The organism is Candidatus Methylacidiphilales bacterium, assembly GCA_030054035.1.
GTDB lineage: Bacteria > Pseudomonadota > Gammaproteobacteria > JASGCS01 > JASGCS01 > JASGCS01.
In genome coordinates, this window is record JASGCS010000001.1 from 342,937 (window position 1) to 363,690 (window position 20,754).

Annotated in this window: 20 protein-coding genes; 3 read left to right on the forward strand and 17 right to left on the reverse strand. The window is 33.3% G+C overall.

Features of this window, described 5'->3' with window-relative positions:
- Position 1 precedes the first annotated feature (1 nt).
- From QM538_01725 to rpsB, 12 genes are read right to left on the reverse strand one after another with little or no spacing between them, the layout of a single operon-like run.
- Positions 2 to 556 (reverse strand): ribonuclease HII, encoded by a 555-nt coding sequence (locus QM538_01725; protein ID MDI9347208.1) that lies wholly within the window; start codon positions 554 to 556, stop codon positions 2 to 4.
- A gap of 16 nt (positions 557 to 572) precedes the next feature.
- Positions 573 to 1,382, reverse strand: coding sequence for an acyl-ACP--UDP-N-acetylglucosamine O-acyltransferase (gene lpxA / locus QM538_01730; protein ID MDI9347209.1), 810 nt, complete (start codon positions 1,380 to 1,382; stop codon positions 573 to 575).
- A 1-nt stretch (position 1,383) separates the two neighbouring features.
- Positions 1,384 to 1,842 (reverse strand): 3-hydroxyacyl-ACP dehydratase FabZ, encoded by a 459-nt coding sequence (fabZ, locus tag QM538_01735; protein MDI9347210.1) that lies wholly within the window; start codon positions 1,840 to 1,842, stop codon positions 1,384 to 1,386.
- Positions 1,843 to 1,852: 10 nt separating this feature from the next.
- Entirely contained in the window at positions 1,853 to 2,851 is a 999-nt protein-coding gene (gene lpxD / locus QM538_01740; protein MDI9347211.1) for a UDP-3-O-(3-hydroxymyristoyl)glucosamine N-acyltransferase, read from the reverse strand.
- A gap of 33 nt (positions 2,852 to 2,884) precedes the next feature.
- Complete coding sequence (gene bamA / locus QM538_01745) at positions 2,885 to 5,242, reverse strand: outer membrane protein assembly factor BamA (protein MDI9347212.1); 2,358 nt, start codon at positions 5,240 to 5,242, stop codon at positions 2,885 to 2,887.
- A gap of 3 nt (positions 5,243 to 5,245) precedes the next feature.
- Positions 5,246 to 6,442: a 1-deoxy-D-xylulose-5-phosphate reductoisomerase gene (locus QM538_01750; protein ID MDI9347213.1), complete on the reverse strand. Its 1,197-nt coding sequence runs from the start codon at positions 6,440 to 6,442 to the stop codon at positions 5,246 to 5,248.
- Positions 6,443 to 6,454: 12 nt separating this feature from the next.
- On the reverse strand, positions 6,455 to 7,096 hold the full coding sequence (locus tag QM538_01755) for a phosphatidate cytidylyltransferase (protein ID MDI9347214.1): 642 nt from the start codon (positions 7,094 to 7,096) through the stop codon (positions 6,455 to 6,457).
- 7 nt (positions 7,097 to 7,103) lie between these two features.
- Positions 7,104 to 7,775, reverse strand: a complete 672-nt coding sequence (uppS, locus tag QM538_01760) for a polyprenyl diphosphate synthase (protein ID MDI9347215.1) — start codon at positions 7,773 to 7,775, stop codon at positions 7,104 to 7,106.
- A gap of 22 nt (positions 7,776 to 7,797) precedes the next feature.
- Positions 7,798 to 8,355 (reverse strand): ribosome recycling factor, encoded by a 558-nt coding sequence (gene frr / locus QM538_01765; protein ID MDI9347216.1) that lies wholly within the window; start codon positions 8,353 to 8,355, stop codon positions 7,798 to 7,800.
- Positions 8,339 to 9,085, reverse strand: a complete 747-nt coding sequence (gene pyrH, locus QM538_01770) for a UMP kinase (GenBank protein ID MDI9347217.1) — start codon at positions 9,083 to 9,085, stop codon at positions 8,339 to 8,341. The genes frr and pyrH overlap by 17 nt, the downstream gene beginning before the upstream one ends.
- 9 nt (positions 9,086 to 9,094) lie before the next feature.
- A complete protein-coding gene (gene tsf / locus QM538_01775) occupies positions 9,095 to 9,982 on the reverse strand; it encodes a translation elongation factor Ts (protein MDI9347218.1) in 888 nt (295 codons plus the stop codon).
- Between the two features lies 1 nt (position 9,983).
- Entirely contained in the window at positions 9,984 to 10,712 is a 729-nt protein-coding gene (rpsB, locus tag QM538_01780; protein ID MDI9347219.1) for a 30S ribosomal protein S2, read from the reverse strand.
- 48 nt (positions 10,713 to 10,760) lie between these two features.
- On the opposite strand from rpsB, the gene map reads away from it, so the two are divergent.
- Both map and dapE read left to right on the forward strand, forming a co-directional pair.
- On the forward strand, positions 10,761 to 11,531 hold the full coding sequence (gene map, locus QM538_01785; protein ID MDI9347220.1) for a type I methionyl aminopeptidase: 771 nt from the start codon (positions 10,761 to 10,763) through the stop codon (positions 11,529 to 11,531).
- Positions 11,512 to 12,660, forward strand: a complete 1,149-nt coding sequence (dapE, locus tag QM538_01790; GenBank protein ID MDI9347221.1) for a succinyl-diaminopimelate desuccinylase — start codon at positions 11,512 to 11,514, stop codon at positions 12,658 to 12,660. The genes map and dapE overlap by 20 nt, the downstream gene beginning before the upstream one ends.
- Here dapE and QM538_01795 read toward each other — a convergent pair.
- The 4 genes from QM538_01795 to QM538_01810 are packed head-to-tail and all read right to left on the reverse strand — an operon-like array spanning position 12,630 to position 17,889.
- Positions 12,630 to 14,111, reverse strand: a complete 1,482-nt coding sequence (locus QM538_01795; GenBank protein ID MDI9347222.1) for an ABC transporter ATP-binding protein — start codon at positions 14,109 to 14,111, stop codon at positions 12,630 to 12,632. The two genes, dapE and QM538_01795, sit on opposite strands and share 31 nt — an antisense overlap.
- A complete protein-coding gene (locus QM538_01800; GenBank protein ID MDI9347223.1) occupies positions 14,089 to 15,105 on the reverse strand; it encodes an ABC transporter permease subunit in 1,017 nt (338 codons plus the stop codon). Before QM538_01800 ends, QM538_01795 begins: the two co-directional genes overlap by 23 nt.
- A gap of 1 nt (position 15,106) precedes the next feature.
- Positions 15,107 to 16,165: an ABC transporter permease subunit gene (locus tag QM538_01805; protein ID MDI9347224.1), complete on the reverse strand. Its 1,059-nt coding sequence runs from the start codon at positions 16,163 to 16,165 to the stop codon at positions 15,107 to 15,109.
- Positions 16,162 to 17,889, reverse strand: coding sequence for an extracellular solute-binding protein (locus QM538_01810; GenBank protein ID MDI9347225.1), 1,728 nt, complete (start codon positions 17,887 to 17,889; stop codon positions 16,162 to 16,164). Before QM538_01810 ends, QM538_01805 begins: the two co-directional genes overlap by 4 nt.
- Before the next feature lie 24 nt (positions 17,890 to 17,913).
- Between QM538_01810 and QM538_01815 the strand changes: the two genes are divergently transcribed.
- Positions 17,914 to 18,735 (forward strand): enoyl-ACP reductase, encoded by an 822-nt coding sequence (locus QM538_01815; protein ID MDI9347226.1) that lies wholly within the window; start codon positions 17,914 to 17,916, stop codon positions 18,733 to 18,735.
- Here QM538_01815 and QM538_01820 read toward each other — a convergent pair.
- On the reverse strand, positions 18,728 to 20,737 hold the full coding sequence (locus tag QM538_01820; protein ID MDI9347227.1) for a SurA N-terminal domain-containing protein: 2,010 nt from the start codon (positions 20,735 to 20,737) through the stop codon (positions 18,728 to 18,730). The two genes, QM538_01815 and QM538_01820, sit on opposite strands and share 8 nt — an antisense overlap.
- Positions 20,738 to 20,754 lie beyond the last annotated feature (17 nt).

Genomic DNA, 20,754 nt, shown 5'->3' on the forward strand with positions numbered 1-20,754 from the left:
TTTAACGTTCGCTTCTAAATGTCACTCTATGATATTTAGATATTCCATATTTAGATATCATTTCTTTATGTTTTTTAGTTGGATAACCTTTGTGAAGATGGAAGTGATATCTTGGTTCAAAGTAGCTAAGCTTTGACATCACTCTATCTCTGTATACTTTTGCGACAATAGAAGCTGCAGATACAGCAGGTTCTAGCATATCCCCTCGAATCAGTGGAATAATATTTCTATTTTCAGGAAGCGGGGAAAAAATCCCATCAACATAAACTTTAATTCCGGATTGATAAACAAGTTGGATAGATTTTCTCATTGCCAGTAAACTAGCTTGCAAAATATTTATTTTATCGATTATCTTGGGTGAGATTTCAATAACTGACCAGGAAATTGCGTTTTCTAATATTTGATTAAAGTAATAAATTCTTTTCGTTGGGCTAAGCGCTTTAGAGTCTTTAATCTTTTCAAAAATTTTTGGATATGGAAAAGGCAACACAACTGATGATGCTACCACTGGTCCCGCTAGACACCCTCTACCCACTTCATCGCACCCACAAATCATACAATATTAGATTGCTTTAAACAATATCTTCAGTTCTTCTTGTCTGAAAAGTAACTACACCTTGTTTCGATGCCACAACAAAATCAACTAACTGCTTAACTTGATCGTAAGAATTATATAAATCTACCAAGTCACTATGCGCGACTCTAACCGCCAGCGGTTGATTGGAGAGTATAATTCTCGAAGCTTTTTTTATTGCTTGAATCAATTCTGGTTGAAAATTTTTTCTCATCATTCCAACTTTATTGATACCGATTGCTTTAGCTGGCATCCCAGCAATTTTAGAGTACGGAGCAATATTTTTTCTAATTATAGATCCAAAACCAACAAAACAGTAAGATCCAATTGTTATAAATTGATGAAAAATGCTAAAAGCACCTATGACGGCAAAATTACAAATAGTGCAGTGTCCAGCAAAACCGACATTATTGGCAAATATATTTCCATTTCCAACTACACAATCATGGGCAATATGGACGCCAGCCATTAATAAGTTATTATCGCCAATAATTGTTCTATCTGACGTTATTCCAGTCGCTCTATGAATAGTTACATTCTCACGAATAACATTGCCAGAACCAATAATCAGGTATGTGTTTTGATTTTTATATTTAAGATCTTGAGGATCGCCACCTATTGTTGAAAAAGGATGAAAACAATTGTTCTCTCTAATAATAGTACCTGGATTAATCACCACATGAGAAAGCAGTTTTGTGTTGTTACCAATTTGAACATTCCTACCCACATAACAATGCGGACCAATAAAAACCTTCTCGCCTAATTCGGCTTTTGGGTGTATTTCAGCAGTTGGATGAATAAATCCCATTTTATCTAACCGTACATAATAAATTACCTTCTGCAGTTAGTAAGTCATTTACATAGACTTTTGCAAAAAATAAAAATGGAGGCTTATGTCGCTTACCTTGTAACGTGACCTCAAAAAACATTACATCACCAGGCCTAACTAATCTTCTATACTTTAAATCATCGACCTTTAAGAGTAAAAATTCATTGCTTGAAATTGTGTCCCATGACATAGCTGCTAACAAGGCAGAAGATTGCGCCATGGCCTCCATAATATAAGCGCCAGGATAAATTGGAAAACCTGGATAATGCCCTTGAAGTACCGGATCACTAAAACTAATATTTTTTTGAGTTACAATTTTTTCACTAGCTATAAACTCAACTACCCTATCAATTAACAAAAAAGGATAACGATGTGGTAGGTATTTCACTATTTTTTCAATGCCAAGTATTTCATTGGTTGTATCAAATCTAGAGCTCATAGTAGTTACATTATAATTCTTTTACATCTTTAGAAAAAGCTTTAATAATTGAAATAAAAACTCTCTGCCATTGTCGATAGGGTAAAGCAGGGATATGAGCACCGTACACTCCTGGCACACGGATACTTCTCGACACAACACTACCGAATAAAACAGTGACATGGGAACAAATTTGTAAATGGTCAGCAACAATCACTCTCCCCCCCAAAGTACAGTAATCACCAAGTTTTGAACTTCCTGCAACTGCTGAATAAGCGGCTAAAATTGTGTGCTCACCTACTTCGACATTATGCGCAATATGCACATGTGCATCAAATTTAACACCTTTTTTAATTACAGTGTTTTCATAAGTGCCACGATTAATAGACGAATAACTTCCTATACTACATCCAGAATCAATTTTCACAGATCCAAAGTGGGGAACTTTTAGCCACTTAGACCCATCAAACTTAAAGCCAAACCCATCAAGTCCAATAGCAGCATGAGAAAATATTTCAATATCATCTTCAAGTATTGAGTTAGCAATCACTACAAATGGATGTATTAAACAATTTTTTCCTATACATACATTATCACCAATCCAAGATGAAGCGTAGATTAAAGTAGAATCACCGATAACAACGTTATTACCTATAAAAACACCTTGGTCTATAAAAACATTGTTTCCGATTATTGCACTTGGAGAAATGATGGCTGAAGGATGGATACCAGACTTTGTTAATTTTGGTAGAAACAGGTTTGATATTTTGATAAAATCAATTACAGGATTTTCACTTATCAAGACCGGTTTTATAAAGCTATAGTATTTTAATTCCTTAGGAATAAGGATTGCGGCAACTTTTGAATTTTGGGCTAGTGAATAAAATTTCTCATGCTCAATATATCCAAGTGCGTTCTTTTTTTCACTGGTTAAACTTGTCACTGATTCAATAATTACTGAATCTGTATTATTACCTTTTAGCTCTAGGTTGCATATTCGAGCTAATTCATTCAAAGTATAGCTTTGCATTGATTTTAGTATACAATAGAAAAATAATACTGATTAAAATCCTGACCCAATGGAAAATTGAAATTCTTGGATATTTGCTTTATCTTCTGGGTAATTTTTTAACGGTTTAGCGTAACTAAATAACAGAGGTCCGATTGGCGTTACCCATACCATTCCAATACCAATATCGTATCTTAAAGTGGCAAAATTAAATGTAGAGTATTTTGAAGATAAATTTCCAGCATCGATAAACGCAACAATTCGTAAAGGGTTTTCACTTGGGGGAGCGTTACCAATCGCAGGTTTTTTAGGATCAAAGTAAATTTCTAATGAGCTATATAGTGAAAAATCACCTCCAATTGAGTTACCAAAAACATCTTTTGGACCTAATCCATATGGTTCATAGGCTCTTAGATTTGAAATACCACCCAAATATTCCTTATCAAAAATTGGAAGTTCATCTAATTTTTCACCGTACTGATTTCTTTTAATATTTGAGTAAAGCAATCCTTGAGTAACAGAATGTTTTGTTAACAAAACAATTCTTTCACCTAACGGCTGGTAATACTTAAAATCTAAAGAATGTTTCAAGTACGAAGGATTGGTGTTTGAATGATAAAGCGAAAAATTATAACTGAATTGAGAACCAATGTCTGGAAATAAAGTCCTGTTTCTAGTATCATGTGAATACGATAACCCTAGCGTTAAATATTTATACGTATTGCCATACGTGAGTACATAATTACTAAATTGGTCTGAAGTTGATCCAGCCGCTGATAACTTTTGATCTTTATAGCCAGGCAGCACGGTAAAACTTGAATATTCAGTTATTGGGATGCTCCATCCAAAATTGAAAACCGAACTTCCTAAAAGGTATGGGACGATTGTAGAAACTGTGCTTGAGTATTTTGCCACATTAATTTTAGATGTTGAGATTGAAGTAATAAAATCAATTCCGTCTTCAGTGAAATATGAAATTCTATAAGATGCGCTAGCTTGCTGCTGGACTTGGCTAAACCCCAATGATAATGAAATCGAGTCACCTGTATTAACAAAATTATCCCGCGATAAAGAAAAATTTAAATTTAATCTATTTGCCTGTGAGTATCCAACCTGAAAAGAGAAATTTCCAGACTGTCTCTCTTGAACAGTAAATGTAACATCCACGAGATGAGAAATACCTGGTACTTTATCTAGAGTATATGAAACCTCAGAGAGATAGGTTAACCGTTGTAATCGTTCTTTTGATCTTTCAAGCAAGCTTTTGGAATAAGGCGCACCTTCAAACTGTCTCATTTCCCTACGCAATACAGAATCAATAACAGAATTATTATTAGCAAAAGTAATTCTTCTAACAATTATTTTACTTCCAGGATTTACTATAATTTTTAACCGGACAGATTTACTACTCTCATCTAAAATGCTTGTGTATTTTGTTTCTGAGTAAGCGAATCCCATATCAGAAAGTAAAGAATTTATTGCATTAGTGCTTAATGTTAGTAGTCGTTGTGAAAAATATGTTTTATTTTTAATATATATAAACCTATGCAAATCATTTATTGAAAACTCAGACGATTCATAGTTAATTAAAATAGCATCAACTGATTCCACCGTATATCGATCACCCTCAAAGAGAGTAATAGAAATTTCAAGCCCGTCCCGCTCCGGAGTAAGAGTTACAATGGTTGATTTTATTTTAAAACGCAGGAAACCATTATCAAGATACCATGATTTTAGAGCTTCAATATCACCTTCAAGCTTTCTCTTTGAGTATCGATTATTTTTATTTGCAGGATCAAGAATATCAGCAACTTGTAAAGAGAATAACTCGAGTAAATTAGATTTTGTATAATTTTTATTCCCGATTATGTTAATCCTCTTAATGATGGCAGGATCCCCTTCTGTTATTTGTATAATAATTTTTTTACCACCTTGGCCAATATCTGTTATCTCTAAGTCAACTTTTGCATTGTATCTTCCTTCGTTGTAGTAAGCTTTTTTGATTTCTTTACCAATTACTTCAAGAATACTTTTATTGAATATTTCACCCTTAGCAATTTGGGCATTTTTTAGATTTTCTTCTAGAATTTTAGTCTCTATGAGACTATTGCCCTTTATTTCAACACCAACTATTGTAGGTCTTTCTTGAAGTTCAATATAAAGAATGGAGTTTTCATGTTTAATAATAATATCTTCAAAATACTTAAGCGAATATAGTTTTTGAATTAAAGAACCTAAAGATTGCTTATTAATAACACCTCTTTTTGGTAAACCAACCAAAGTCTCTAAATAAGAGGTCGGAATTCTAACGTTCCCTCTATAAACAATTGAGTTATATTCAAAACTCTCAGCATTTGAAAATGCTGGATTTAGCACACATATTAGGGAAATAGTTAAAAAAATTAAACGCATATTTTATCTTACTTTTTTTACAACTTCTTCGGTTTTAGCAAGGGTTTCTTTATAAAGTTCGATCAAATCTATAAAACTTGTTACTGATTTATTGGTATCAGTTACTACCCTTTCGATGATTGGAATGATTGCATTGAATGGTATTTTACCACTTAAAAATGAATCAACAGCAATCTCATTGGCTGCAGTTAACGCGACAGTTGAACAATCACCATTTGCAAGAGCCAGATAGCAAAGTGTGATAGATGGAAATCTAATTTGATCCACTTCTTCAAAACACATAGAGTTTAACACTTCAACGGTGATGCTTTTTTTATCTGAATTATTTAATCGTGTTTCAAATATTCCATAGGCTATAGGTATTTTCATGGTTGGATAATACATGTTAATCAATACACTTCCATCAACAAAAGATACAAATCCATGCACCAGACTTTGCCTGTGGATTAAAGTCTTTATTTGATTTGGTTTCAAAGTAAATAAACGGCAACACTCAATTATTTCAAGGCCTTTATTTATTAAGGTGGCTGAATCGATAGATATTTTTTTACCCATTTTCCATGTAGGATGATTTAAAGCATCTGCTATTTTTACATGCTCAAGTTCTGATTTTGATAACGAAACAAAAGGGCCACCACTTGCTGTAATGGTAACTGTCTCAATTTCAGGGGAGCTCTTTAAACAGCTTCTCCATAGAGCATTGTTAATACATTGATAAATAGCATGTGGTTCACTGTCAAGTGGTGTTATTCTTGCTTTTCCAAGTCTAACTGCATCAATAAAATAACTCCCACCAACAACTAATGACTCTTTATTTGCAATCAATAGATGTTTGCCTCTAAGCGCTAACTGGTAATATAATTGAAGAAAATCAATCCCACTGGTAGCGCAAATAATATGAGTTACATGACTAGCGGAACATATATCTAGTATTTCAGATTGTTGGGTAACTATCTGACAAGTTAAATTTAGTTGTTTAATCAATTGCTTGCAAGGCTCTACTGAATTTTGATGTGTGACAGCTAAATATTTTGGAGCTACCTTGGTTAACAAATGGCTTAAAGCATTCCAATTTTTATGTACTGACAAAAGTTCAATTGAACATTTTCTTGTTTGATTGGCTAGAACTACTTCAATTGTTTGCACGCCAATAGATCCGCTTGCGCCTAAAATGGAAATACATAACTCAGTTTGTGTCATATTGTAATTGGGTCAGATAAAAAAATAGAAGTAAAGTGGAGCAACAATAATTAGACTATCAAATCTATCTAAAAAACCTCCATGACCATAAAATAATTTTCCGCTATCTTTTACATTTGCCATCCTTTTTAATAAACTTTCTAATAAATCTGCTACAACAGCAATAATTGCCAAAAATAAAACTTTAAACATAACAACATAAGAAAAAGCAACATTATTTAGAGACATTAAAATTATAGTAACTAACACAACTGTACTTACGATACCAATTATTGCTCCTTCGACTGTTTTACCAGGACTAATAAACGGTGCCAACTTTCGACGACCAAGGCTTTTTCCTCCTAGGTAACTCATCACATCACAACAAATTGTTAAGGCAAAAAGACCAAGTGCTTGTTTTATATTACCAAGTAATAATATTCCGATACAGAATACCGACAAGGTGATCCATGAATATATAAAAAATAATAAAAATAATTTACTTTGTATCTGCATATTATTTTTTATTACAAGTGCGCTTACCTCAAATAAAAGTATAAAGAGTACGGTTAATAAAAATAATCCAGTTAATAACGTAGATTTAAAGTAGATAATTAAAAGAAAAATAAAAGTGAAGACTGCTGCACCTATGATTCGCTTTGCTAACTCGCTCATAATTGAATTATAATATTTTGCCAAAAGTTCTTGTTTGCTTGCTATACCATTGAATTGCTTTAGTAAATTCAATTTCATTAAATTCAGGCCACAATATATCTGTGAAATATAACTCACTATAGGCTAACTGCCATAATAAAAAATTACTAACTCGTTTTGAACCTCCTGTTCTAATTAATAAATCTATATCTGGAATAGCGGAAGAAGGTAATAATTTTCTTATTTCTAACTCTGAGGGATTTATAAATTTTTCATTTGTCGCACGCAAGATAGCTTGAGAGATATCCCAACGGCCACTATAATTAAATGCAATGGTTAAATCTAAATTGGTACCATTGCTGGTAATTTGGACAACCTTACTTAGTTCAGATTGATCTAGGTCGCTTAGTATTGATAGGTCACCTATAAACTTAATTTTAATACCTTGAGCTACTAATTGAGGTATTTCTTGAGCTATAGTATCAACAAGTAATTTACAAATTGCCAATACTTCGGGATGTGGACGTTGGTTATTTTCTATACTAAATGCAAATAACGTTAGATGTTTAATTTTTACACTAATTGCAGTAGAAATTACAGAGCGAACAACTAAAACTCCTTGGACATGTCCTTCACTTCTAAGTAACGAATTATGTTGTGCCCATCTTCCGTTACCATCCATTATAATCGCTACATGCAAAATATTGCTCGCAGATTGAAAGCTAAAAAGTAGTTAGTTCTTTAACTTTATGCTGAAGTTTGGAATCAATTTCAGCTATTTGTTGATCTAGGATTTTTTGTATTTTATTTTCGATATTTCTTACATCGTCCTGACTTAGAACCTTCTCTTTCTCAGATTGTTTTACAATCTCCAAGACGTCTCTTCTAACTGTTCGGAGTTGCACTTTAAATTGTTCAGCAATAGATTTTGCAGATTTCACGAATTCTTTTCTCCTCTCTTCAGTCAAAGGAGGGTTTGTCATTCTAATTTGATCTCCTATAACTGCAGGAGTAATTCCAATTTTTTGATCAACTATACTTCGTTCTATTGCTGATAAATTTTGTCGATCAAATGGAACAATCACAACAGTTTTTCCCTCTTCAACATGCATCTTGCAAATTGACTTTAGTGGAACCTTGGTGCCATAGATTAAAACCATAATCCCATCATATAACGATGCGCTAGCTCTACCCGTTCTTATTTTAAGTAATTCTTGCTCATATTGTGTTAGAACCTTTTTCATTGATTGCAACGCATTTGTTTCAAATTGCTGGCTCATTAAAATCTCCTATTAGAGTCCCAAAATTTTTGTTGAACACTGCTTGGTAAATATGGTTTGGAAAATGAATATTAAAAACTTTTACAGGTATTTTATAATCTCTACACATAACAACAGCTGTAGAATCAAGAGCAGAAAGTTTATGCTCTATTACATAGTCGTAACTTACTTTTGAAAATATTTTTGCATTTTTATTAATTTTAGGATCTGCAGAGTAAACACCATCAACATTTGTTGCTTTCAGCATGATATCAGCCTGAAGTTCTATTGCTCTCAGACTTGCAGCAGAATCAGTAGTAAAAAAAGGATTCCCCGTGCCAGCAGCACAAATAACGATCTCGCCATTTGCTAAACATCGTAAAGCGTGACGTTGAGAATAAGTGTCACACATTTCATGAATTCCGATGGAAGATAAAACTCGAGAGGGGATTGAAATTTTCTTAAATGACTCATCTAGTGCCAATGCATTTATTACTGTTGCTAACATTCCCATTTGATCGGCAATAACTCTTGAAATACCAATTGTAGATAACTGTACTCCTCTAAAAATATTTCCACCACCTATCACTACTATTACTTCGATATTGTTTTCTCGCAAAATCGAAACCTCTTTAGCAATACTAGTTAGTTTGTGCGCATCAATACCAAATGAAAGTCCTCCTAAAAGGGACTCACCACTGATTTTTAATACCACCCGCTTATATAAATCGTTGACTTGGGTAGAAGTCATATTCGCATATTAGTTTGTACTAAATGACTTGACTTGATTAGCTACTTCTGTAGCAAAGTCCAAAACCTCTTTCTCAATACCTTCACCCACTTGCATTCTGTAAAAAGAATCAAGAGTTGCATTTTGGGCAAGTAAATATTTTTGAACCGAATTTTGGGGATCCTTAATATAAGGTTGGGAGAGCAAGCTAATTTCAGAAACCCATTTTGAGACTTTTCCTTCAACAATTTTTTCTACAACATGAGGTGGTTTATTGCTACCAGCCATCTGCTCAATTGCAATATTTTTTTCATTTTCAATAACTTCTTTTGGCACGTCTGCGCTAGAAACGAATAATGGGTTTGTGGCAACAACTTGTAGAGCTAATTCGTGCGCAACTGCTTCAGTTCCAGATTTTAAAATCACTATTGATCCAATTTTTGATCCGTGGACGTAGGTATCAACAATTCCTCGTTTATCAACTAAAACAAATCTCCTAATAATAATATTCTCACCTATTGTTGCAATTAATGAAGTTCTTTTTTGCTCAATAGTTTCTGGCGAATTTTCAGAATAGGGTAACGCAAGTAAATCTGAAAGATCGCATGGTTTGTGCTTAAGAATTAACTTAGCGACATGCGAACAAAATAGCAAAAATTCATCAAGTTTTGCAACAGATTCTGTTTCACAATTGCAATCCACCATTACAATTTGTGAGTCACTAGAGCTAATTTCAATTCTACCTTCTGAGGCAATTCTGCTAGATTTTTTTTCGGCACTTGCTTGCCCTTTTTTTCTAAGGAACTCTATAGCTAGTTCAATATTTCCATCGCACTCAGTGAGTGCTTGCTTACAGTTCATAATCCCAGATCCAGTAATCTGTCGTAACTGTTTAACCTGCTCACTTCGTATTTCCATTTTATTGTACTATTTTTGACTCTTCTTGAGCAATGGTGTTTTGAACACGGTCATTTTTAGCCTGTAAAATAGTATCGACAATAATCTGGACATACAGTTCGATTGATCGTAAAGAATCGTCATTACCTGGAATAACATAGTCCACACCTTTTGGATGGTTATTTGTATCTACAATTCCAACAACTGGTATGCCTAACTTTACCGCTTCGCTAACTGCAATATTCTCATGCGCAACATCAATTACAAAGACCATGCTAGGTAACTTTTCTATACCACTAATACCACCTAAACCTTTTCTAAGTTTATCTCTTGTTCTTGTGAGTACTAATAATTCTTTTTTAGAGATTTTTTGGATAAAATTAATGTCTTGAATTTTTTCTTCTATATTTTTTAACTTTGAAATTGATTTTGAGACAGTGTGAAAGTTTGTCAGCATGCCACCTAACCATCGTTCTGAAACATATGGCATTTCGCATTTTTTTGCACCATTTTCAATAGAAACTCTCGCTGCATGTTTAGTGCCTACGAAAAGTATGGTTCCAAACGCTAAAGCCTCTTGATAAATTGCCTTGTTTGCTAACTCAAATGAGGATTTAGTTTTATCTAAATCTATAATATGAATCTTATTTCGAGATCCATAAATAAAATTTGCATTTTTAGGATTCCACTGACTGGTTCTATGGCCATAATGAACACCAGCGTCAAAAAGTTCTTTAATTGATAATTCCATATTTGAGAGATTTTTTCCTTGGTTATTATACAGTAAAATGACTTGGAAATGAATAACTACATTAAAAACAAGGAAGAAATTGCTTGCATGAGAAGAGTAGGTAAAATGGCAGCTCAGACATTAGAAATGATTGGGCAGTATGTAATAGAGGGTGTTAGCACTAATGAACTAAATGACAGATGTCATGACTACATAACAAAAACACTACATGCTATACCGGCACCTTTAAACTATAAGGGCTTTCCAAAATCTATTTGCACTTCCATAAATGAAGAAGTGTGCCATGGCATTCCGTCAGAAAAAAAATTGGCCAATGGAGATATTGTAAATTTAGATGTAACGGTAATCTTTGAAGGTTTCCATGGAGATACAAGTAAAATGTTCACAGTAGGGACTCCAACTAAAAAATCAAAAAAACTAATCGAAGATACATACAAGGCTCTTTGGCTAGGAATAAAAAAAGCTAAACATGGAGCCAGAATAGGTGATATTGGAGATGTAATATCAAGGTACGCAGCTTCTCAAGGATTATCAGTAGTTCAGGAATATTGTGGACATGGTATTGGGAGAAAATTCCATGAATATCCAAATGTCTTACACTTTGGCAATGCGGGAGAAGGGGAAATGCTCTATGAAGGCATGACAATTACAATAGAGCCAATGTTAAATATTGGCAAAAGAAATGTTATGGTACTTGAAGACGACTGGACAGTGGTTACCAAAGATGGGACACTATCTGCACAATGGGAACATACAATTCTAATTACAAAATCTAAAGCTGAAGTATTAACACTACGTAATGATGAATGTCTCAACTGAAATAATTAGTCATCTTACGCAACTAATAAAATTATCATCAATCACGCCTGATGACGCAGGCTGTCAACAATACATTGCAGATCAACTTACGAAAAGCGGATACACCTATATTGATGTTTCTAAAAATGCCGTTACAAACACTTTGTTTTTCAAAGATAAAAATAAACCATTGCTATTATTTGTTGGGCATACTGATGTTGTTCCACCAGGCCCACTCGAACTTTGGAATTGCGATCCATTCACTCTAACTATTAATGATGATACGCTGTACGGGAGAGGGGTTGCAGATATGAAGGGGAGCGTATCTGTTATGATTAAAATTCTCCAACAATTCAATGATTCTGATAAAAATATTGCGTTATTACTTACCAGCGACGAAGAAGGGGATGCAATAGATGGGGTACGTTTTGCGATTTCATCATTACTTACTCAGGGGTTTACTATAGAGCTTGCTATTGTTGGAGAGCCGACTGCGAGTTTATCGAGTGGAGATACAATTAAAATTGGAAGAAGGGGATCTATTAACTCAACAATCATTGTTAAAGGTAAACCTGGCCATGTTGCTTACCCAGATTTAACAATAAATCCAATAATTCTATCAGTAAAGCCATTGCAGGCTTTATGTGAAATAGTGTTTGATCTTCCTTGTGAGTCTTTTGATTTAACACAACTTCAATGTACTTCAGTGTATGCAGGAAATAAAGGCTTAAGAAATGTTATACCTGCAACTGCAACAATAGAATTTAATATTAGGTTTTCGCCAGCATATACTGAAGTACAAATTAAGGAAATAATTTCAAGGCATCTTCAACCATTTCAAGACATACTTACCACATCATGGACTAGAGCAAGTCTTCCGTATCTAACAACTAACAAAAAAGCCATCTCATTAATTTCTTCAGCAGTTAAAAGTGTAACTAAAAAAGATCCGATTTTGAGTACTAGTGGCGGTACATCTGATGGTAGATTTCTATCACATGAATTAATTCCTGTAATTGAACTAGGTCCTCCAAATGCAACAATACACAAACCCAATGAGCAAATACTATTGCGCGATTTAGAATCTTTATATACGTGTTACTACCAAATTGTACAAGCTTATTTTCCAGACTGCACTAAGGTACCTTGACCAGTAATAGTAATTACGCGATCACATAACGCAGCCACTATTTTTGGATCATGGGTTATGACAAAATAACTAAGCCTATTTTCTTTTCTAATTTCTTGTAACAATGAAACTATAGCAAATCCAGCAAAACTATCTAGCGCGCTAGTTGGTTCGTCGAGTATGATAAGGTCCGGATTAGTTAGTAAGGCACGTGCAATTGCGACTCTTTGTTTTTGCCCACCAGATAGTTCACTTGGGTAACGCGTAATCAGATGCAAAGATAATTCTACCTGTTGAAATATTTTCGATATTTGATTTTCAATTTCTCTTTCTGAAACTTTAATGGGCTTTTGTTCCAAAGCTTCAAATAAAGATTGATATACTGTTCTTTTAGGGGATAAGTAAGCATGAGGGTCTTGAAATACGGCTTGAGTAATCATCCGCTCAGATTTTTTATTTTCTGCTCTGCTAATAGACCCCCGGTACTTACAAAGTTCAAGAAGACACATAGCAATAGTTGTTTTTCCACTTCCAGATGGACCAACGCACCCTAAAGACTCCCCCCGATAAATTTCAAAAGCAATATCAGTAATTATGTTATGTTTTGATTTACTAAATAGGCTGTTGTTTGATTTTTTAGTTACAGTTAAATCTGAAACTGTAACTAAAGTCTCGGTACAATCAAATTGTAATTTTGTTTTTTGTATTGTAAAATCATTTACTGATTTTATTAATTTTTTGGTGTATTGATGTTTAGGATACTGCATAATATCTTTTGGATTAGTTACCTCTACAATTGATCCGTTATATAAGACCATAGTTTTATCGGCGCAATAATTAGCTAACATGATGTCATGTGTGACAAATATAATTGAAATATTATTTGTCTCACGAAGTTTTTGTAATAATTCAATAAATATTTTTTGATTTTCAGAATCTAAAGCGCTAGTTGGTTCATCGGCGAGTAAAAGTAAAGGTTTAGTATGTAATGCGATTGCTATTGCAACTCGCTGTCTTTCACCTCCAGAAAGCTGATGGGGGTAACTCTGTAATACTCGCTTAGGATTTTTCAAACCAACGGTAAGTAATAAATGAATTAACTCTTCATGAGTGGCTTTTAAAGGAGATACTTCAGTGAGTTGAGACTGAATCTTCATCAATGGACTTAAACTACTTAAAGGCTCTTGGCCAATTAAATTTATTACTTTCCCACGTAACGACTGCAATCGATTTACCGTTGGCGATAAAAATATTTCCTGCTTAATTGCAATCTCACCGATCATGCTCATAGAAGAAGGGATAAGTCCGAGTAAAGACCGTAATAAAATGGATTTACCTGAGCCAGATTCACCAATAACAGATACCCATTCCTGAGACTGTAATTCAAACGCAATATTTTGTAGAATCGGGATTTTGGATTGTTCTACCACCACATTAAGATTTTTAATATTAATTAGATTGTTGTGAGTCATCTTTAAATACATCCCGAATTCCTTCACCAATAAACACAAATGAAACTAAAAAAATTAATAACACAGTAAACGACGTTGCGCTTAACCACCAAGCATCTATATGCCCTCTGGCTTGATTTAACAACTCACCTAGACTTGGGTACGAATCACCCACCCCCAAACCCAGAAAATCTAAACTGGTAAGTGCCAATAAAGTTGCTCCAAGCCTAAATGGGAAGAGAGTAATTATAGGAATCAAAGTATTTGGAAGTATATGTCTCATTATGATTTTGATATGACTAAGACCTAAAGATTTGGCTGCAAGTACATATTCTTTTTGTTTAATTCTTAGAAACTCTGCTCTGGCATAATCATTAAAACTAATCCAAGAAAAAAGGGAAAGAATTATAAATAAAATCAATAATGATGAATCAAATAATGTGGACGCTAACAACAATATATACAGCTCTGGAAGCGCAGACCACACTTCAATGCATCTCTGAATAATTAGATCATACTTACCTCCTGCGTATCCTTGTACAGCACCTAAGAATACCCCGATAAGCGCTGATACTATAGTAACTGCTAATGCAAATAATATGTTTAATCTCACACCATATAAAATTCTCGCAAGCACATCCCTCCCTCGATCATCAGTTCCAAGAAAGTTTATACTTGATGGTGGTGATGGGAAAGGATTATTATTTAAATTATTTACTGAATTATAAGAAAATTTAATTGGAGGATATATCACCCAGTTGCCATTTTGTTGCCAAAGTGACTTTACCTGCTCACTTTGATAATCGATTTCTTTATAATTCAATAAAAACGTACTTGGTTCATAATGAATATAAACTGGAAAAAATAGAGAGCCTTGATAATAGACTACAATAGGTTTATCATTGCATAGTAATTCGGAAAGTAAACTAAAAAATAATAGTAGTAAAACAATAATACTGGCGCCGAGAGCGTATTTATTCTTTCTAAATTTCTGAAATAAATTTTTCCGATCCATTTTATTTGTGACTATTAAAATTTATTCTTGGATCGACTATTATATACAGAATATCGGTAATAAGCTTTCCCACTAATGCAACGATAGAAAAAAGAAAGATGAGTGCAAGTAGTATGGGATAATCTCTATTAATGGCTGCCTCATAACCCAACAACCCTAACCCATCAAGTGAGAATATTATTTCAATGAGTAAATTACCAGAAAAAAATGCAAATAAAAATTGAGTTGGAAAACCAGTTAAAATCGGAATAGATGCATTTGGAAGTAAATGTCTATAAAATACTTTAGACTCTGTTAAACCTTTTGCTCTTGCAATTAAAACATATTGTTTTTCAACTTCATCTAAAATTGAATTTTTAGTTAACAAAGAAATAAAAGCAAAGCCCGATAACGACAAACATACAATAGGAAGAAAGATATGCCAAAGATAGTCAAGGAGCTTACCTATCATGGTTAACTCTTCCCAGTTATCTGATGTGATTCCTCTTAAAGGAAATAACGGTAGCGCTCCCCCTCCTCCAAATAACGCAATAAGAGCAATCGCTAGAATAAATCCCGGAACTGAATACATGATAAGCAATAAAGTTGTGCTAGCGTTGTCGAACACAGATCCAGCACGAATTGCTTTAGAAATTCCTAAAGGGATTGCAAATAAATAGGTAAGTAAGAAAGTCCACACACCCAAACTAATTGAGACAGGTAGCTTCGTAAGAATCACAGAAGCGACAGAACCCTGTTGATAATAAGATACTCCAAAATCAAATAAAATTAAATTTTTTACCGTTGCTGCGTAGCGAGTTAATAAAGGTTGATCAAATCCATATATTTTTTTAATGGCTTCAACTTGTTCTTCACTTATAGTTTGGTATTCAATAACTTTATTTTTAGAAGTTAGTGCGGTAGAAACTTCGCCTGTGGCGTTCAACTTTTGCATTGCTAGATAATGTTCGACAGGGCCGCCTGGAACAAATTGTATTATCAAAAATGTTATGGATATTACTCCAAACAAAGTTGGAATCATTAATAAAATACGAATTACCACATACTTAATTAGTGTCATTTCTCAATCCACCAAGTTGTAAGCATCCATTCTAACGCATTATAATATTTAGGTAACACACTAGGATGTTTAAGTGAACTGGAATAGGCAACCCGATGATAATTTAAATACCAGTTGGGTACAACCAACCATTGACTCATAAGCACACGATCAAGTAAATTTGTAGATTTTAGAAGTGCCGAAGAATTATTCGACCTAACCACAATATCGATTAATCTGTCTACAGTCGTATTGCTTATACCGGTATAATTATCCTGACCTTCAATATTTACAGATTTGGAGTGAAAATAGTTATACAACTCATTACCCGGTCGCTCGCCAGATGGAAAAGTAACTACAAGCATATCATAGTCAAATTTATTTATTTTTTGCTGATAGAGAGCAAAATCATAAACTTTATATCGAAGCGTTACACCAATAAGTGATAAATAATACGCATAACGGTGAAGTATTCTCTCAAAACCACCTTGCACAAGTGGTAATTCAATATTCATGCTTTTTACTCCTGCATCTTCCATTAGTCGTAAAGATTCTTTGAGTCTGTTTTCAAAATCTGAAGAAAGTATTTTTTCATAATACGCAGAATCATACAATACTTCATTGCCAAATTCATTTTTTATTGATTCTGGGATTTGAATATTTGATTTTGCACCAAATATACTGTTACTAAAATAACTAGCAGATCTAACATACTGATTATAAAAAAGATGTCGATTTGCCCATTCAAAATCAAATAACAACGCAATTGCTTTTCGGACATTTTTATTTTGAAATTTTAATTTTCGTAAATTAAAACTAAACCCTTGCATGCCTGCATTGTTATCATAATGGAACTCTCTAGCAACTAACGAACTTGTGATAAATCCTCCTCGATTATATGCGGTAGCCCATCTTTTTGAATTAGATTCACTTATCCAATCAATATCGCCAGATTGTAAGGCTTGTAACGCAATGGTTGGGTCCTTAAAATACTTGAATGTAATTTTAGAGAAATTAAACATGCCGTTCCTAACTAGCAATGATCGAGCCCAATAGTTCTCGTTTCTTTTATAAACAATAAATTTACCAAATTGATACTTATCGACAAGATACGCACCTGAACTAATTGGTTGTTTGTTTGATAATGTGCTCACTACTCCATCAGCAATCCATTGCTTAGAAAAAATAGGTATAGTAGTCGCTATGATGAATGGTAATTCGGGATTTTTATTACGAAGTATAAATTCGACCGTATGCAAAGCATTTGATTGCACAGCCAAAATATCTTTATAATAATTAATGTACCTAGGATGTGATCCTGAAGAGACTAAAATTTTATATGATGCAACCACGTCGTCAGCAGTAATTCTAGAACCATCGCTAAAAGTTGCGTTAGGATTAAGTGTAAAAACAACTTTTTTTTCATCTTCACTTATTGAGACAGACTTAGCAATCAGGCCATAAGCTACTAAAGGCTCATCCATGCTTTGAGAAAACAAGGTATCATAAAGCAAGTAATCAGAAGCCATCGCGCCTTGGTTCTTTAATGCAAACGGGTATAAGCTATCAAAATATCCAATTGCTGGAAGAGAGACTGCGCCAATAGTATTAATATTCTTTTGAACATAAGAAAATTTTGTATCATTTAATTGGTATTTTGGCGTGCTACTTATTGCTATAAAATAATTAGCAAGTGCACTTTGCCAACATACGAAAAGATAGCATAAAAATAATAAATTCTTCATAATTTATTGGGTATAATAAACATTATGTTACATGATAAAGTAATCGTTATCACAGGTGTTGCAAATCAAAGATCAATTGCCTACGGAGTAGCTCATGCATGCGCTAGACATGGCGCCACACTTATCGTTGTTATTCAAAGTGAAAGATTCAAATCAAGGGCTGAAGAATTAATTCTTCAGTGCGGTAAATATCACAATAAAAAACATACAATTTTTATTTGTGACGCTGCTTATGACGATCAATTACAACAATTAAGTCTTGACATTGCAAGTATTACAGAACGTATTGATGTATTTGTCCATTCTATCGCATTTGCTAATAGAGATGAAATAAAAGGGGCATTTCATGATGTCACAACTAGAAGTGGTTTTCTTCTCGCGCATGATATCAGTTCATACACACTTGTAGCATTTTCAAAATTCTTATTACCCCTATTAAAGAAATCTCAATCAGCAAGTATAATTACAATGACATACTATGGATCTGAAAAAGTTATACCTAACTACAATGTTATGGGCGTGGCCAAAGCTTCACTTGAGGCTTGCGTTCGATATCTTGCAGCATCACTTGGTAGTGATGGGGTACGAGTAAATGCCCTCTCACCAGGTCCAATACAAACATTAGCGGCTTCAGGCATTACCGGACTTAGCAAAATGATTCAAGCAACAAAAGAAAACTCACCGTTAAAAAAATCACTTACTATTGAAGATGTCGGTAATGTTGCCGTATTTCTAGCCTCCGATCTTTCTCAAGCAATTAGTGGTGAAATAATTCATGTTGATAATGGATCGCATTGCATGGGAATCAACATCAAAAATGATGACAATAGATCAGATATTAGTTAGTATTTAACAATTTTTCATACTCGGGCTTTAAAACTACCTCCGCGTTATCACGCAAATAATTCCCAAGGGAATCAATACCAACACTTTGAATTAAGTTTTCAAAAACAGTTATAGATTGTAAGGTGAAAGCAATCTCAGTCTCATCCTTGGTAGGATCTTTTTTATTTCTCAATTTTTCTAAATAATCTTTAGGGTTTTTAATCGTAAAAATATCTGAAACCCATTGTTCACTTGGCAGACTTATATCATGGTAGTTATAAATCAAAACATCACCTTGTGGTAGGGCAAATTTATAATACTTTGATTTATCTCCTTTGGCATTAAGTTGGTAAAGTACATTAAAAAAATCATCTGGTAATTGTAATTGAGGATTGAGTCGATACACAGCAATATCACCAATTTTAATAATATTACTACTTAGTATATTTTCAATAATTTTAATTTCTACAGATGGTTGATTTATTTTACTCAGCTTTTCGTCTGCAAGTTTAGATGCGGCTAAAGTAGCTTTTTCATATTTCCAAGCGACAATTACTTCATTTTTAACCATATCTAATTTAGGAATATACGACGGTGAATAATTATTTATTTGATAAACCATTACCGAATCATCAGATAAGGTTACAATTTCACTCATGCCTTGAGGGTTCGTTTTTGCTAAATTAAAAGCCTGTTTTCTTAAAATGTTGTTAGTGAAATGACCGTCCCCTTTGCTGTAATCCATAGAATTAGTTTTTAATAGATTGCCATTAAATGAAGATGCGATGATTTCTAGATTTTGAGATGTCTTTTGTAGCATTTTTTGTAATAAATCTAATTTTTCAGCATAGATATTGCTTTTCCGTTCATCAATCAAAGATAATAAAATTTGTTGTCTCATTTCATCTAGTGGAGCTACTTGCCCATTTTTAATATTTTCTAAATAAATTAAATGATAACCAAATTGCGACTTTATCACATTACTTATTGGATTTTGTAAAGTTAAAGAGAAAAGTGATTTTTCAAAATCAGGATCTGTGTCGCCTTTACCAAGCCAACCAAGATCGCCGCCCATATTTTTAGTTGCGATATCTTCAGATATAGTAGCTGCTATTTTGTTAAATTCAGCTAACGAATTAGTATTCTTTTTTATGGATTGTAATTTATTAATAACTTCCTCTTCGTTTTTCTCGCTTTTAGGTAAGGTTAATAAAATATGAGCTGCTTTTCGTTTTTGCACAAGTTCTTGATTGGCAAAATTTATTTTATAAAATTCTTTGATTTCTTCTTCGCTGGGCATTTGAACATTTTTTGTAAGTTCGTCTTTATTTAGCACCACATACTTAACATCAAGCGATTCTTTTGTTTTAAATTTTTCAGAATATTTTAAATAGTAATCTTGCAATTCTTTTTCAGAAGGTTCGACATCAGCAATTAAATTTTTTGCAGAAATAAAGTATAAGGTTGTGTTTCTTTTTTCATTTAATAATTTAATTAAATGTTTAATTTCCCAATTGTTTGGTAATTCTGATTTGGTTAAAGTTTTTGTAATTTGTTCTTTTTTTATTAAATTTTTATATCGGTTAACAAAAGATTCAATCGTTAGCCCACTTTCAATAATAAAACTGTTAAATTTTGCATAATCAAATTTTCCATCTGTTTGAAAGTTAGGTATTTTCTCAACTGACTCTTTTAAGTATTCATCGGTAATGTTCATATTAAATTTATCTGCGGCAAACTCAAATAATAATTTATCCATTAACCCTGCCAACGCTAAGGACTCAAGTTTTTTAGGGTCTTGTAATTCATCAGGAATTTTACCTTGATTGTTTGAAATAACTTGGGACAATATTTCAGACTGGGTTTCTTTTAAATCAGATAAAGTGATTTTTTTGCCGTTTATTTTTCCAATAATACCCTCTTGAAAGTTATAGTCAAAATAACCATAAACCCCCCAAAAAGTAAAAGGAATTAATACTATTGTAATTACAAAAATTGAGAAAAATTTTTTCCAGCGTTCCATAGTGATTTATATTTTAC

What these genes read in the sequence shown, in the direction of transcription:
- dapE (MDI9347221.1), top strand. Translation starts at nt 11,512, where the DNA reads ATGATGAATGTCTCAACTGAAATAATTAGTCATCTTACGCAACTAATA.
- lpxD (MDI9347211.1), bottom strand. Translation starts at nt 2,851, where the DNA reads ATGCAAAGCTATACTTTGAATGAATTAGCTCGAATATGCAACCTAGAG.
- QM538_01755 (MDI9347214.1), bottom strand. Translation starts at nt 7,096, where the DNA reads ATGAGCGAGTTAGCAAAGCGAATCATAGGTGCAGCAGTCTTCACTTTT.
- rpsB (MDI9347219.1), bottom strand. Translation starts at nt 10,712, where the DNA reads ATGGAATTATCAATTAAAGAACTTTTTGACGCTGGTGTTCATTATGGC.
- QM538_01725 (MDI9347208.1), bottom strand. Translation starts at nt 556, where the DNA reads ATGATTTGTGGGTGCGATGAAGTGGGTAGAGGGTGTCTAGCGGGACCA.
- QM538_01805 (MDI9347224.1), bottom strand. Translation starts at nt 16,165, where the DNA reads ATGACACTAATTAAGTATGTGGTAATTCGTATTTTATTAATGATTCCA.
- QM538_01815 (MDI9347226.1), top strand. Translation starts at nt 17,914, where the DNA reads ATGTTACATGATAAAGTAATCGTTATCACAGGTGTTGCAAATCAAAGA.
- fabZ (MDI9347210.1), bottom strand. Translation starts at nt 1,842, where the DNA reads ATGAGCTCTAGATTTGATACAACCAATGAAATACTTGGCATTGAAAAA.
- frr (MDI9347216.1), bottom strand. Translation starts at nt 8,355, where the DNA reads ATGAGCCAGCAATTTGAAACAAATGCGTTGCAATCAATGAAAAAGGTT.
- QM538_01795 (MDI9347222.1), bottom strand. Translation starts at nt 14,111, where the DNA reads ATGACTCACAACAATCTAATTAATATTAAAAATCTTAATGTGGTGGTA.
- QM538_01800 (MDI9347223.1), bottom strand. Translation starts at nt 15,105, where the DNA reads ATGGATCGGAAAAATTTATTTCAGAAATTTAGAAAGAATAAATACGCT.
- QM538_01820 (MDI9347227.1), bottom strand. Translation starts at nt 20,737, where the DNA reads ATGGAACGCTGGAAAAAATTTTTCTCAATTTTTGTAATTACAATAGTA.
- QM538_01810 (MDI9347225.1), bottom strand. Translation starts at nt 17,889, where the DNA reads ATGAAGAATTTATTATTTTTATGCTATCTTTTCGTATGTTGGCAAAGT.
- pyrH (MDI9347217.1), bottom strand. Translation starts at nt 9,085, where the DNA reads ATGACTTCTACCCAAGTCAACGATTTATATAAGCGGGTGGTATTAAAA.
- map (MDI9347220.1), top strand. Translation starts at nt 10,761, where the DNA reads ATGAATAACTACATTAAAAACAAGGAAGAAATTGCTTGCATGAGAAGA.
- bamA (MDI9347212.1), bottom strand. Translation starts at nt 5,242, where the DNA reads ATGCGTTTAATTTTTTTAACTATTTCCCTAATATGTGTGCTAAATCCA.
- QM538_01750 (MDI9347213.1), bottom strand. Translation starts at nt 6,442, where the DNA reads ATGACACAAACTGAGTTATGTATTTCCATTTTAGGCGCAAGCGGATCT.
- tsf (MDI9347218.1), bottom strand. Translation starts at nt 9,982, where the DNA reads ATGGAAATACGAAGTGAGCAGGTTAAACAGTTACGACAGATTACTGGA.
- lpxA (MDI9347209.1), bottom strand. Translation starts at nt 1,382, where the DNA reads ATGGGATTTATTCATCCAACTGCTGAAATACACCCAAAAGCCGAATTA.